The sequence below is a fragment of the Rossellomorea aquimaris genome (genome assembly GCF_020171925.1).
Classification (GTDB): domain Bacteria; phylum Bacillota; class Bacilli; order Bacillales; family Bacillaceae_B; genus Rossellomorea; species Rossellomorea aquimaris_F.
This window is the reverse complement of sequence record NZ_JAIVAR010000001.1, coordinates 392,113-405,370: the sequence shown is the minus strand read 5'-3', so window position 1 is coordinate 405,370 and position 13,258 is coordinate 392,113. Positions and strand designations below refer to the sequence as shown.

Annotated in this window: 13 protein-coding genes; 2 read left to right on the top strand and 11 right to left on the bottom strand. The window is 41.7% G+C overall.

The annotated features are described in order from the left end of the window. Positions 1-99: 99 nt before the first annotated feature. From LCM10_RS01960 to LCM10_RS01920, 9 genes are all read right to left on the bottom strand, one after another. Positions 100-1,200, bottom strand: a complete 1,101-nt coding sequence (locus LCM10_RS01960; RefSeq protein ID WP_224874220.1) for a DUF58 domain-containing protein — start codon at positions 1,198-1,200, stop codon at positions 100-102. Beyond that, entirely contained in the window at positions 1,197-2,120 is a 924-nt protein-coding gene (locus tag LCM10_RS01955) for an AAA family ATPase (protein WP_224874218.1), read from the bottom strand. The genes LCM10_RS01960 and LCM10_RS01955 overlap by 4 nt, the downstream gene beginning before the upstream one ends. Before the next feature lie 191 nt (positions 2,121-2,311). Beyond that, the gene (locus LCM10_RS01950; RefSeq protein WP_224874216.1) at positions 2,312-2,734 is read right to left on the bottom strand and encodes a VOC family protein; all 423 of its coding nucleotides are present in this window, start codon (positions 2,732-2,734) and stop codon (positions 2,312-2,314) included. A gap of 93 nt (positions 2,735-2,827) precedes the next feature. After that, on the bottom strand, positions 2,828-3,352 hold the full coding sequence (locus tag LCM10_RS01945; protein ID WP_224874214.1) for a histidine phosphatase family protein: 525 nt from the start codon (positions 3,350-3,352) through the stop codon (positions 2,828-2,830). Between the two features lie 42 nt (positions 3,353-3,394). Then, a complete protein-coding gene (locus LCM10_RS01940; RefSeq protein ID WP_224874212.1) occupies positions 3,395-3,946 on the bottom strand; it encodes a GNAT family N-acetyltransferase in 552 nt (183 codons plus the stop codon). 16 nt (positions 3,947-3,962) lie between these two features. Further along, on the bottom strand, positions 3,963-5,000 hold the full coding sequence (locus tag LCM10_RS01935) for a serine hydrolase domain-containing protein (protein ID WP_224874210.1): 1,038 nt from the start codon (positions 4,998-5,000) through the stop codon (positions 3,963-3,965). A 133-nt stretch (positions 5,001-5,133) separates the two neighbouring features. Beyond that, a complete protein-coding gene (locus LCM10_RS01930) occupies positions 5,134-5,655 on the bottom strand; it encodes a cysteine hydrolase family protein (protein ID WP_224874209.1) in 522 nt (173 codons plus the stop codon). 23 nt (positions 5,656-5,678) lie between these two features. Then, positions 5,679-6,218: a DUF402 domain-containing protein gene (locus tag LCM10_RS01925; protein ID WP_224874207.1), complete on the bottom strand. Its 540-nt coding sequence runs from the start codon at positions 6,216-6,218 to the stop codon at positions 5,679-5,681. Positions 6,219-6,689: 471 nt separating this feature from the next. After that, on the bottom strand, positions 6,690-7,985 hold the full coding sequence (locus tag LCM10_RS01920; RefSeq protein WP_412103371.1) for a hemolysin family protein: 1,296 nt from the start codon (positions 7,983-7,985) through the stop codon (positions 6,690-6,692). Positions 7,986-8,339: 354 nt separating this feature from the next. On the opposite strand from LCM10_RS01920, the gene LCM10_RS01915 reads away from it, so the two are divergent. After that, on the top strand, positions 8,340-9,584 hold the full coding sequence (locus tag LCM10_RS01915) for an MFS transporter (protein WP_224874203.1): 1,245 nt from the start codon (positions 8,340-8,342) through the stop codon (positions 9,582-9,584). 19 nt (positions 9,585-9,603) lie between these two features. Beyond that, positions 9,604-10,977, top strand: coding sequence for an amino acid permease (locus tag LCM10_RS01910; protein WP_224874202.1), 1,374 nt, complete (start codon positions 9,604-9,606; stop codon positions 10,975-10,977). A gap of 114 nt (positions 10,978-11,091) precedes the next feature. Here LCM10_RS01910 and LCM10_RS01905 read toward each other — a convergent pair whose 3' ends face one another. After that, a complete protein-coding gene (locus tag LCM10_RS01905; RefSeq protein WP_224874200.1) occupies positions 11,092-11,577 on the bottom strand; it encodes a YndM family protein in 486 nt (161 codons plus the stop codon). A 173-nt stretch (positions 11,578-11,750) separates the two neighbouring features. Continuing rightward, positions 11,751-13,142: a protoporphyrinogen oxidase gene (locus tag LCM10_RS01900; RefSeq protein WP_224875572.1), complete on the bottom strand. Its 1,392-nt coding sequence runs from the start codon at positions 13,140-13,142 to the stop codon at positions 11,751-11,753. Positions 13,143-13,258 lie beyond the last annotated feature (116 nt).

Here is a 13,258-nt window from a genome sequence, read left to right as displayed (position 1 = left end):
CCATTTCCGTTCTTAGTTATATAACGAATGAGAAGAGTAAATTTATACGGTTTGCTAATAAAATTCTTGTTATTTTTTTGTATGGAATATCCTCCTGTTTTATTTCCTGATATGAAGTAGTTGATCACGAAGCCTTGGTTCCGGAGGATTCCCAATGATTAACCCCATTGACCTCGAATCCTTTAAGCGAATGGAATGGGCAAAGAAGTGGTCGGTAGGAAAGAATGTCCCATTTGGATTGATCAAGGCCATGGAGGTGATGATCTTTCGTAATTGAGAAGTGTCACCATCATTCTTTAGCCTTAATATTTCGTGCTGCCCAGTCGAATAATTCACCCAAAGTTCAACCTTGCACCCTTCTTTTATCAAATGGATACAGACTGCAACTGTATACTCAATGAGTTCCTCCAGATCTCTTCTCAGGTGAAATGGCCCTGCCCCGACCAGGTTTAGGAAGATGGAATAAAGGTCACCGTGAACTTTTTGATACTTTTTCGCCAATAGCTTATTTTCCTTTGCGGATGCCAACCAGTGGATATGCCTGAAACTCTCGTTCTCGTATTCTTTCGTTCCGATGATGCTGGTCTCGTCCATGAACAAGGAGTGATTCGTCGTTTTGAATCCTTGAAGCATGGAGGTCAATTTCAAATCATTTAGCTTATACATCTTCGGGACGATTTTGAACCGGGGAAGCTTACTTTGTTCATATTCGAGACGGACAGCTTGAAGCAATAACGGGTCTCTCACAATGATTTCCAAATTGCTCCATTGATGATACCCCCTGCTTACCCCCTTTAAAGATACGACGATTGTTTTTTTAGATTTTCGAGGTAGGTTACTATGTATGGATAGCATACTGCTGCATTGGTCCCCATCCGTAAATACCAACTCTTGTTCGCTTTTGCTTTCTATGTTCAATTTAAGGTGATAAATCGGAAGGGAAGAGTGATTTTCCACCTCAATATAGCACTCAATCTTATCATCGATACTCGACGAGTCGTGATACATCTTATAACTCCAAGTTACTTTCTTGTATTGAGCATTGAGATATAGATGCGATAGGAGAGCCATTGATAAAATAAGGGAAAACACGAATACAAGGATGGGATATCCGGCAAAGCTGGTTACGAGCAACAGAATGATATCCAGAATCAAGACGAGTGGGACAAAAATGAACGGTGTCTCTTTATGGACCTTCATGGTGTTTCTACTGGCACAGAAGTGTTATCAAGGATTTCTTCTATGATCGCTTCTTTGGAGGTTTTCACTTCTCCTTCTACATTCAATGATAACCGATGGGCCAGAAGCGGCATGACAAGTGCCTTGACATCATCCGGGGTACAGAAATCACGACCATGAAGAAAAGCCCTTGATTGAATCGCCCTCATATAAGCAAGTGCCCCCCGCGGGCTTACTCCGATTTCGACGAATGCATGCTTCCTTGTTTTTTGGACAATCTCCATTACATAGTCTTCAATATCTTCGGATACCATCACTTCTCGCACTCGAGCTTTCAACTGGATAATTTCTTCAGTGGTTATGACACTCCTAATTATGTCAAAAGGATCGGACGAACGGAATCTTCTCAGCATCTCTTTTTCCTTCTCGGGTGAGGGATAGCCTTGTCTGATTGTCAATAGAAAACGGTCCAGCTGTGCATCGGGCAGCGGAAATGTCCCGATGGAGTCAAATGGGTTTTGAGTAGCGATGACACAGAACGGTTTTGGCAGGGGGTGAGTCACTCCCCCGAGTGTGACCTGCTTTTCTTCCATAAGCTCAAGTAGGGCCGATTGCGTACGCGGAACCGCACGATTAATTTCATCGATGAGCAGGATATGATTGAATACCGGCCCCTTCCTAACCTTGAATTCACTCGTTTTCACATCAAAATATTCTTGGCCGACGATGTCTGAAGGAAGTGTATCAGGAGTGAACTGGAGTCGGTTGAATGTTCCATCGATGCTTTTTGAAAAACACTTTGCCATCGTCGTTTTCCCTGTACCGGGAACATCTTCAAGCAGGATGTGTCCATCACTCAATATAGCGATAATCATTAATTCAATTTCCGTCTCTTTGTCGATCATGACCTTTGATATATTTTTCACAATATCCCTAAGCATATTAACCACCTCGACTCTATTATTTATAGTAAAAGCACGTGATAAAACATTACTATCTTACTATTTTGATAATTCAAGTTCCAAGTAGACATAGACATTTTCCCGGTCCAATCATGCTCTGTCGATTGGATTGCTTTAAATATCAATTAAAAAGGCCAACCTAGTTGGACCTTTTTGTGTATGGCAAATCTCTAATTATCCGCTAGAAGGAACCGTTCTTTAAAAGTCGGACTCAGTTCACTCCAGACATCAAACCGATTCCCGTCAAGATCAGAGAAGACGAAATTCCTGCCTGCATGCCCTCTGTCCTCAATTTCACCAACCTGTATTCCTTTTTCAACAAACTGCTCGTGAAGCGTTCTCAGTGAAGTCAATCCATCCACTTCGAACGTCATCGAAAACCTTTCATTTCCTTTATGGTCAAAGAAATTTGCGGTCTCCCCTTTTCTTCCTTTTACAAGGAACAGGCTCTGATTGGCCAAATTAAGGATTGCTTTGCTTTCATCTTTATAGTTCATCACTGCCTGTAGGTTCGAGACGTACCAATCAGATGCGCGCTCAACATCGGTTACTGGAACATAGGTGGTGCCAATCCTAATTAAGCTTTCTTGCATAAGTATCCCTCCTTCACTATTAGTAACCAATTCTCCAATCAAGACGATTATCCCTTTTATTTCCAAAAATTAAATTATCCCATGCTAAAATGCTTAAAAAGAATATAGTTTGTAATCGCCGTTGTTTGAAGAATACCTCAATATATTTTTATCTCTCGGAATACCTTCAAAATAGGAACCGACAGCTCCCGTCGTACATCTATGTCCTGAAATGAGTATATTAAAATCTCTGTCCCCTGCATTTTTCTTCAGTTCCTTCATGAAGCTGAAAACTCGCTCAATAAATGATTGTAAATCTTCCATCCCCCGATACACATTCCTATCTGGAAGAATGCCATCAAGTTCCACTTCATGCTTTCTTAATCCATCTGCTTCCCCAAGATCGTACACATCCAGACGCTGGTCAATGATTGGCATCATCCCCGTTGATATTTTCGCTGTTTCCACGGCTCTTTCCTGTGGTGAGGAATATACAAAATCAAACTCAATGCCTACTAAGCGTTCTCTAACACGTTCTGCTTGACGTACGCCTGTATCATTGAGTGGCAATCCATTCCTTCCTTGCAGCCTCTCTTCTTTATTGTGGTCGGTTTGCCCATGCCTGACAACGTAGATCATGAAACGTCCCCCTTATATCCCATATTATAAATCACTGTATATCTACAGCTTTCCAACCTCATCTTCCAAAATACTGTAAATCGCTGAATCCCTCCAGCCATTTTTAATCAGCATATTCTCACGCATTATGCCTTCCTTCTTCATCCCAATCTTTTTTAACACCTGTTCTGATGCATGATTGTTGGGGTCGCAAGTCGCTTGGATCCGGTGTAATTTAAAATATTGAAAAGCAACGATCATCATCTGTTTTGCAGCTTCTGTAGCGATCCCCTTGCCCCAATAATCAGGATGGACGATATAACCGATTTCACCACTTCTGTGTTGGTTCATCATGGTCAATTCTATTGCCCCAATCAGTCGCTTCTCTTCTTTACACTCAATGGCCAAGGTGTATCTCGTCCTGGGACAGTTATTTGCATCATTCAATACTTCCTTCAGGAAAGTTTGAGTATCTTCAATCGTATTCGGTCCCCAAGGCTGATATTGACAAACCTCTTCTCTGGAAGCATATGCGTGTATGTCCTTCCAGTCACTTTGTACCATTTCCCTTAGCTTCAACCGTTCAGTTCCCAATGATTGTTCTGGAATGTCCAATCCCTGCCCCCCTTTTTTATGATCTTGTTCCTTGGAGTTGATTTGACAGTATTGCATTCACACGGTTACCAAAAGTTTGAACATCTTTAAGATAATCATAACCAGGTGGATTTCCCCTTTTATTTAACATCCTAACGGCAACCGCTTCGTATTCCGGAATGACCAGGCACGTGCAGCCTGAAGCTCCAAGAATCTGATAGGAACCAGGTGGCAACTCTTCTCCAAGTTCGCTCAGATGAAAGTTATTCTCGTTTTGGAACCAAAAGAATCCGTTCTGTGGACCATTTTTAAATGATATAGGTGTGTGTATGGCCGTACTCACATCGAACAACGATTCCTCAAGGACCCTTGTCCCCTTAATCCGTCCTTTCTTAAGGTGCAAATACCCCCAGTGAGCAAGCTCCCTTGCACTGACGAATAAATTTCTTTCGAAGCCTGTGTCGTCTCCCAGCCTGATTGTAGGTTCGCACTGCTCATTCACATCAGCCGTCATCGTGGGACTACATTTCGTTTCCCAACCCGTTTCGGTAAATTGCAGGATATTGAAAACATGTTCATCAAGGATCTTACTTACCGTTTTCCCAGATACTTTCCTGATGATTTCATATAATAATGATAACCCTCCGTTATTGTAATCCCATCCCTCTCCAACAGGGTGGATTCTTGAAAAGATTCCCTGCTTTTCATCAAGCCCATGTGTATGAGTGACAAGGTGCCGGATGGTCAGCCCTTCGTATAAAACATGATCACCTAAATACGTTGAAACCGGTTCATCGATACTGGCAATCTTCCCTTCTTTTAAGAGAATTGCCACGGCAAGACCGATATAGCTTTTTCGAACAGAGAAAACATTATATCTGGTTTCTTCATCAGCCTTTTTTTGAGTGGAAGGATCAGCACCTGCATACCACTCCCCAATTACCTGATCCCCCTGGATGATATAAATAGCTGCAGATGATGCTGAAATTTGATCTTTCACTCCATTTACGTACTCATACAACCCTTCCATTGCAGGAGATTCTTTTTTTGTTAGAAAATCTTGTATTTTATTCATAAAGTGGGCACCCCTATTACGATCTATTTTGCATGAAACACGGCAACTCTTCATATCTGGTATCTTTACAATAGCCAAGTAGTGAATGATGGTCTACCATGAAAACAACCACTCATGCCGGCCTCTGAAACCGTCAGCCAAATGTGATTTCCTTCTCAGTCTGAATGTCTGCAAACCACCTCAACACACCATTATGATGGTTGATGATCTGTTCGGCAGTAAGATCCTCTGTGTCCCAAGTTCCGTGCGCATCAGATACGACGGACACCTTATACCCTTCGCTGAATGCACGTCTGCATGTTGTATCAACACAGATTTCCGTCTGAATTCCTGTCAATATGAGATGTTCTATCCCTCTCTTTTTCAATTCTTCTTCCAAAGATGTTCCATGGAATGAATCAGGTGTCGTCTTTTGAATTGTCACATCATCTTTGGTAGGCTTGATATCGTCATGGATTTCCCATCCCTTTGTCCCAGTTTGAAGTGGTGCACCTTCTGTTTCATTGTGCTGAATATAATAAATGGGAATGCCCTTGGAACGCGCTTTTGAAAGCAAGCTCTTCATTTTCACAATCAAGTCCTGCCCATTCTTTACCGGGCTTCCTTCAAGGAACATCCCTTTTTGAACATCTATGACCAATAATGCTGTTTTCACTCTCGTTCTCCCCCTTACCATGTTTATTCCAAGATCTGCTCCAACATCTGTTTATGTACATGAGCCAGCTTAACCAAATGGAATTCTCCCCTATCAATCAACCGATTGATCCGATTGAATTCCTCCCAGGCTAATTCATACTGCTTCTCCGTTATGATCGAGTCCGTTAATGCATCTTCCAGTTCATCGATATCAAGATGGATGACTTCACCACCTGGAAGGATCACAATGTCAAGGTACAAATCGTCCATCCACGGAACTCCATCCTCCACCCCAATTTCAAAGCAAATATCAATATACCACTGCATAATTTCACCATGTTCATTAAAAATCGTAGAAAGAGAAAAGGATTGATGCTCAGGAAAGTGCTGAAGCCAAGAGTACCCGTTATCAGCGATGCAAATCTCCTTCCCTCCATAGTTCACCATTAGTGGTTCTGCGACTTCTTTCATGTTCAGTAAAGTGACGTAGCCTTTAAAAGAACATTGATCTATGTATGTCTTTGCATATTCCCTTCTAAGGACTCTTTTCCAGTTGGGGTAATTTCCATATTTTCTTTTCATTCGATCCCCCCTGTTATTTACTTCCATATTAAACAAGAATGGAAGTAAATAACAGACTCAACATCTTTTGAACGTTATGGTATAATCGCAACCATCATGATGAAACACTGTAGCGGTATCAAAATATGATATTTTAATAACAACTTAGTGTAATATCTTGAAAAAACAAGCTTATAATGATTATAATAATTTTAATCAATTATCAAGGAGTGGATGGATTGAATGGACACCCACAGGAGTAAAAAAATTTCTAAACTTTACAGAAAGATGATTACTTCTGAAAAGACCCAAGCCTTTCTCATATACAAAGGGCTTGATGAAAAGACAAAAGAGGAACTTCACACGTTCATGAAGGACATGAATTCCCCTCACTACGAAATGCTTATCGATAAGACGACCTAACAATTACTATATACACCAACATATAGAATGAAAAAGACTCGATCATGATCGAGTCTTTTTCTTGTTCATTCATTCAATTTTTTTGACGTCCAATAATTGTATATGATGATCATCACCCTTATGGACGGTAAACACAAATCCGTTTTCCGTTTTGATTTCCCTGTTTTGTTGTTTCATGCATTCTTCAAGAAACCAACCGCCGATGGTATCGATACTGTCATGAAATAAATCGGTTTTCAGGAGGTCATTTACTTCATGAAGCAAAAGCTTGGCATCAATAATATAGTGATTTTCTCCAAGTTTCTGCACTTCAGGGATTTCATCCTGATCAAACTCATCCCTGATTTCACCAACGATTTCTTCAATGATGTCTTCAACAGTCACTAATCCTGAAGTTCCTCCATATTCATCTAATAATAGTGCAATGTGAACACGCTCTTTCTGCATTTTTACAAGTAGGTCATGGATAGGGATGGTTTCGATCACTCGGATGATGGGGATGATGAACGGTTCGAGATTCTCTCCTTCCAATTCATTGACCAGTCTCGCCGTCAATAGCTCCTTTACATTGATGAATCCATGAACATGATCTTTATCCCCATCCTCTACAACTGGATAGCGGGTATAATGTTCAGAGGAAATGATTTCTTTAATATCTTTGAATGTCGCCCCCCTTGATATGGTCACCATTTCCGTCCGGGGAACCATTATTTCACGAGCAATCCGCTCATCGAATTCGAAGATATTATTTACATAATGAAGTTCGGACTTATTGATTTCACCGCTCTCATAACTCTCCGAAAGAAGGATCCTGATTTCCTCTTCAGAATGAGCCAACTCATGTTCAGATGCCTGCTTTATTCCGAATAATCCCACAAACACCCTCGCCGAGCCATTAAGCAACCAAATAAAAGGAAACATGACTTTGTAAAAGAGGATGATCGGACCCGAGAAAAGTAAGGTAATGGTTTCCGCTTTCTGTATCGCAACTGTCTTTGGTGCAAGCTCCCCTGCGACAACGTGAAAAAATGTGACGAAAGCGAAGGCAAGACCGAATGACAAAACATCCGTCAAGGAATCATTCAGGCTGATATATTCAAATAGTGGATGCAATAACTCCTCCACTGTTGGTTCACCAAGCCAACCGAGGCCCAACGCGGTTACCGTGATTCCCAGCTGGCACGCGGATAGATACTCATCCAGATGCGAAACCACCTTTTTGGCTGATACGGCTCCCTTTCTCCCTTCTGCTATAAGTTGATCGATTTTTGATGTCCTTACTTTTACAATGGCAAATTCCGTTGCTACAAAGAACGCTGTAAGCGCGATTAATACCATTAACAAAAAGAAATTTAAAATCATTATGTACCGTCCTACATGGTAAGACGTTCACCTCCGTCAATACATGTACTTACGAGCATCAACCTTTAACCTTTATTCATTCCACGTTGGTTTCGCTTTATACCATACCCTGTCGATTAGATAAAAAAACAGTTGCTTTCCATCAATCGATTTAAATGGTAAGAACCCCTAACCTCATTATGAAAACAAAATAGTAGGGAATAATAATTTGACACTTTTCCCGATAGCATATTTCTGATCTGCACTTATTTAATGATTTAATGATAAACACACTACGAGGTAACAGCAGTGTATGAATTCATATGAATGTCCAAATACTTATTTTGTATCTTCTAATCCCTTATATGAGGTGGCAACATGAACGATCAGTGTAAAAGTAGCAATAAAGTCAGTAATTGGTGCGTGATCAGCATGGCTTCCATTCCACTGGTCATGACGCTTGGCAATTCAATGCTGATCCCTGTACTCCCTATCTTTGAAAAGAAAGCCGGGATCACATCATTTCAAACCAGTATGATCATTACTTCCTATTCGATCGCTTCCATTTTTCTGATTCCAATCGCAGGTTATTTGTCAGACCGCTACGGTAGAAAGATAGTCATCCTTCCAAGCCTTATCCTTGCTTTAATCGGCGGGCTCATTTCTGGATACGCGTCCTGGAAGATCAGTGAGCCTTTTACATGGATTATCATCGGTCGAGTCCTTCAAGGAATTGGAGCAGCAGGGGCTGCACCGATCATTCTGCCGCTTGTGGGGGACCTCTATAAGGATGATGACGAGAAAACGAGCTCTTGTCTTGGCATCATTGAAACATCGAACACATTCGGGAAAGTACTCAGCCCCATCTTGGGTGCTACGTTTGCCGCTTTTCTGTGGTACCTTCCCTTCTTCTCGATTTCAATTTTCAGTTTGATTTCGATTTTGTTGGTACTATTTTTCATTAAGATCCCTAAGAAAAAGGAAGATCCTCCTGAAATCAAACAATTCATAACCAAGACAGTGAATATCTTCAAAGATGATGGCAAATGGATTTTTACCGTCTTTGCCGCTGGTATTTTCATTATGTATGTACTGTTTTCCGTTCTATTTTACCTGTCAGACATGCTTGAAAAGGTCCACGATTTAGTAGGGATAAAAAAAGGCTTCATTCTTGCTATCCCGCTACTTTCCCTGTGTATTTCCTCTTTTGTGACGGGAAGGAAAATAAAAGGGGATATTGGTTTGATGAAAAAACTGTTGATGATTGGTCTTGTCATGACAGGAGTGAGTGTGTCTTTCGTGGGATACACGAGTCACCAATTGATAGTATTACTTATCATCACCAGCCTTCTAGGTCTTTCAATCGGCCTTATGCTTCCTACTTTGGATGCAATCATTACTGAAAATATCGAAAAGGAAGAACGGGGAACCATCTCTTCTTTCTACAGTTCATCACGGTTCATCGGGGTGGCGGCCGGTCCTCCACTTATGTCGATCTTTATGAAATCCTACCCTAATGCCAGTTTCATCGGTGCGGGTATCTTGGCATTGGTGATCGTTGGGCTGGTTTTTGCATTTATCAAGACTGATGAAAAACCCAGATTGAAAGAGGCAACCATCTGATTTATAAAGGAGTGACTGGATGTCTGACCAATACCAGAGCTGCAAACAAACTAAGAGGTTAAGTACAAGTGGGCAAGGGAAGATGTCCTGGTGGCATCTATCCCTTCTCGGCACAGGATGTACGATCGGTACAGGCTATTTTCTAGGCTCTGCCATAGGCATTCGTTATGCTGGCCCATCCATTGTATTGTCCTTTATTCTCGCCGCACTCGGGACGTATACCGTGTACAATCTTCTCGGCAAGATGACTGCTGAAGATCCACAGGAAGGTTCATTTTGTTATTATGCGGCAAAGGCATTCGGAAAATGGGCAGGCTTTAGCTGTGGTTGGAATTACTGGTGTTCAAATATATTAATCATGGGCAGTCAGCTTACAGCCCTTTCGATCCTTTCACAATTCTGGTTTCCCCATATCCCTCTTTGGATGTTTGCAAGCGGCTATGCCGTTCTTTCCCTTCTTATTGTTTTCCTGGGAACCGAAAGCTTTGACAGAGCCGAAAACATTTTCGCTCTGATCAAGACGGCTGCAATCATCATGTTCATCATCGTGGCTTTATTAGCGATCACTGGCACCATTGAGGGGAGTGGCCAAGTCCCGCACTTTTCATTCAGTCTTGAACATTCAATGCCAGAAGGCTTGAAAGGTTTTTGGTCTTCTCTGATTTATGCTTTCTATGCTTATGGCGGGATTGAGGTAATCGGGTTAATGGCGATGCAGTTGAAAGACAAAAAAGATGCGCCTAAATCAGGAAATATTATGCTCCTTGTGCTGACCATCATTTATTCACTTTCTCTCGTACTTGCGGTAGTGCTCACAGCCCATGAGGCATTCAATGATAAGGAAAGCCCTTTTGTATCTGCTTTAAGCTTGTATAACCTTCCATTCTTCCCTCATGTCTTTAATGGGGCCATCATCATCGCCGGCTTTTCAGCATTGACCGCATCTCTATTCGGAGTCACCAACCTTTTGGTTACACTCTCAAAAGACGGTGATGCCCCGAAGATCTTCCAAAAGAAGTGGAAGGCACATAAGGACCTCCCCCTCCCATCATTGGCATTGGCGACGCTCGGATTGGTTGCTTCAGTCATTACGGCACTGTTATTGCCAGGGAAGGTATTTGAATATATCACCACGGCTGCTGGTATCCTGCTTTTATATAACTGGGCATTCATCATCATCTCTGCATTTAAAGTGTTACGATTGCGGATTTGGGGAAAAATTCTAGGGATAACAGGATTACTTCTACTTTCATTAGCCGTTACAGGTACCCTCCTGGAACCAGAGGTCAGGTACGGTTTTTTCCTATCACTTTTGCTTGTTTCAGCGATAGCGGTTGTCGCTTATTATCTAAACAGGAAATGGAAAAGGGATGACCCCTTCCTTCATTCTTGAGCGGGGCATCTCGTGAGCTGTTCAGTCATTTAAAAAGAGGGGGATGGTTGTTAAACCACACTCTATAAACACAAAAAACCTGATGGTATGGATACCATCAGGTTTTTTTTAGAGTTACTCCTTGTCCCTGTTTTTCAAATGAAATTCATCGGTGGGCTTAGTAGGAAACTCAGGATGGATTTCTTTTGAAGCTTCTGTTTGATATCGTAGCTTGGCCGGTGCCATTCTTACAGCTTCACGTTTGTTATTTCTTCTACCTGATAAAACTGCCCTCAGGATATTGCGGTGAAAGAACAGTTCAAACACCGTCAAGGCTAGTGCAGCCACGATAGACCTTATTAAGTACGTGCTTCCCCCCGTCATTCCCCCGGTCAGGAAGTAAACGATCGTAAATGCAAGTCCAAAATCAGCCAGCGCTGATATCGTATTGCTTGTACGAGGGAGGAGGATCAAATCACCAAGTACATATGAAACCACACTCAGGATCATTGATAATAAGAAAATCTCTCCAAACGTCATGCCTTCGACTCCGACAAGGATTAAAAATAAAAGGACAAAAGTGGCGATAAATTTAATCGCGAGTGCTTTAGCATTTCTCAAGTGCAATCCCTCCTGCCCTTATGTTTCTCCATTTAAAGGAGATTATGCTCGAGCATCATGCCAAGATTACACGGTAAGCTGTACAATCAGCCCTATTTATTTAGGTTCATCTTTATTCAGAGAGCATAATAAAACCCGAATCCGACTATGGGGAGATTCGGGTGCAGTCGTGATCATCCTGAGATTGACTCAATTATGTTTTCCGCTGTCTGTTTCCCGTTTTTGATACAGGCTCCAATCCCTACTCCATAGTAGGAAGCTCCCGCCAGCAAGACATTTGGGTAATCTTCATGAAGTGCTGTCATGATTGAGTCAACAGCCTGGCTATGTTGCAAATGATAATTCGGCATCAGATCATTCCATGTGGTGACCTCCACCGTTAACGGTTCCTCTTTGATCCCTAAGCTCTTCGATACATCCTTGAGCGCTATTTTTATAAGTTCTTCTTCATTTCGCCCAGCTATTAGATCATAATGGGGATTTGAACTCTTATAAAACAGTCTTACCAATAGTTCATTGCTTTCTGATGTGTGCTTCCACTTTCGACTGGTCCATGTACAAGCATTGCAAATCACATCGCTTCCATGTGAGGTTATGAACCCCGTTCCATCGGCAGGGAGTAGATCATCTTTAACATCAAAGCCGATATAAATGCTGGTAAGGGAAGTGTTTTTAAATTGATCAAAATATGCATCAAGATTTGTATCATTCATGATTTTTTGCGTCACATCATGTGTGGTCGAGAACACAATATAATCAGCATCCAATTTATGATCATCCGATAGAGTAAGCTCGTAGCTACCCCCGTTCTTGCGCAATGCTACAGTCTCTTTCCCTTTCAGGACTCGAACATCTTCCATCATGTCTTCCATCCGATGAATCAAAGTAGAAAGTCCTCCTCGGAAGGAGATGAATTTCCCTTTGGAAGAGCTTTTGAATTTATCCTTATTAGCTTCAAGTCCCTTGATAATACTTCCGTACCGGTCTTTGTATTCCAATAAATAAGGAAGGGTGGTAGACAGCGTCAGCTCATGAAGTTTTCCGGAATATACTCCTGAGAGCACCGGTGCAATTTGATTTTCTACAAGTTCACGCCCGAGAAATGCTTCCAAGAAGTCCCCAACTGAATCATCTTTTGTGAAATGAGTATTTGGAAGCTCGAGATCCTGCATTGCGGCCTGTTTCCCCTTTTCCGAAACCAGTGTGCTTTGCATCAGGGATTCGATGCTCATTGGGATACCAAAGATCGTATCTGCTGGTATTTCATGCAGTTTCCCATTCGTATAGATATATGAAATCCCTGTCTGATTATATACAAGGTCGCCCTCAAGTTTCAATTCTTCTACAAAAGGCAGTACCCCTTCATTGCGGGCCACAATCGAATCTGCACCCGCCTCCATGATAAAGGGACTGTTCTTTACTGTTTTAATTTTCCCCCCAAGCACCTCTTCCCGCTCTACCAAGGTCAATTCAAGGTCAATATGTTTTTCTCTTCTTAATTTATCAAGATAATACATGGTCGCAAGTCCCGTAACCCCACCGCCAACCACAACAACCTTTTTCATCATGCTTCACTCCATATGTAGGTTTATACCACTAGCCTACCATCTTTTTTTGTGATTTCATAAGGTAATGACGAATTTATTATGACTTTTTATTGAAAGTTATGTGTACTTCTCTA

Coding starts and splice junctions, on each gene's coding strand:
- LCM10_RS01960 (WP_224874220.1), bottom strand. CDS start 1,200: ATGAAGGTCCATAAAGAGACACCGTTCATTTTTGTCCCACTCGTCTTG.
- LCM10_RS01935 (WP_224874210.1), bottom strand. CDS start 5,000: ATGAATAAAATACAAGATTTTCTAACAAAAAAAGAATCTCCTGCAATG.
- LCM10_RS01945 (WP_224874214.1), bottom strand. CDS start 3,352: ATGATCTACGTTGTCAGGCATGGGCAAACCGACCACAATAAAGAAGAG.
- LCM10_RS01910 (WP_224874202.1), top strand. CDS start 9,604: ATGTCTGACCAATACCAGAGCTGCAAACAAACTAAGAGGTTAAGTACA.
- LCM10_RS01915 (WP_224874203.1), top strand. CDS start 8,340: ATGAACGATCAGTGTAAAAGTAGCAATAAAGTCAGTAATTGGTGCGTG.
- LCM10_RS01955 (WP_224874218.1), bottom strand. CDS start 2,120: ATGCTTAGGGATATTGTGAAAAATATATCAAAGGTCATGATCGACAAA.
- LCM10_RS01950 (WP_224874216.1), bottom strand. CDS start 2,734: ATGCAAGAAAGCTTAATTAGGATTGGCACCACCTATGTTCCAGTAACC.
- LCM10_RS01900 (WP_224875572.1), bottom strand. CDS start 13,142: ATGAAAAAGGTTGTTGTGGTTGGCGGTGGGGTTACGGGACTTGCGACC.
- LCM10_RS01925 (WP_224874207.1), bottom strand. CDS start 6,218: ATGAAAAGAAAATATGGAAATTACCCCAACTGGAAAAGAGTCCTTAGA.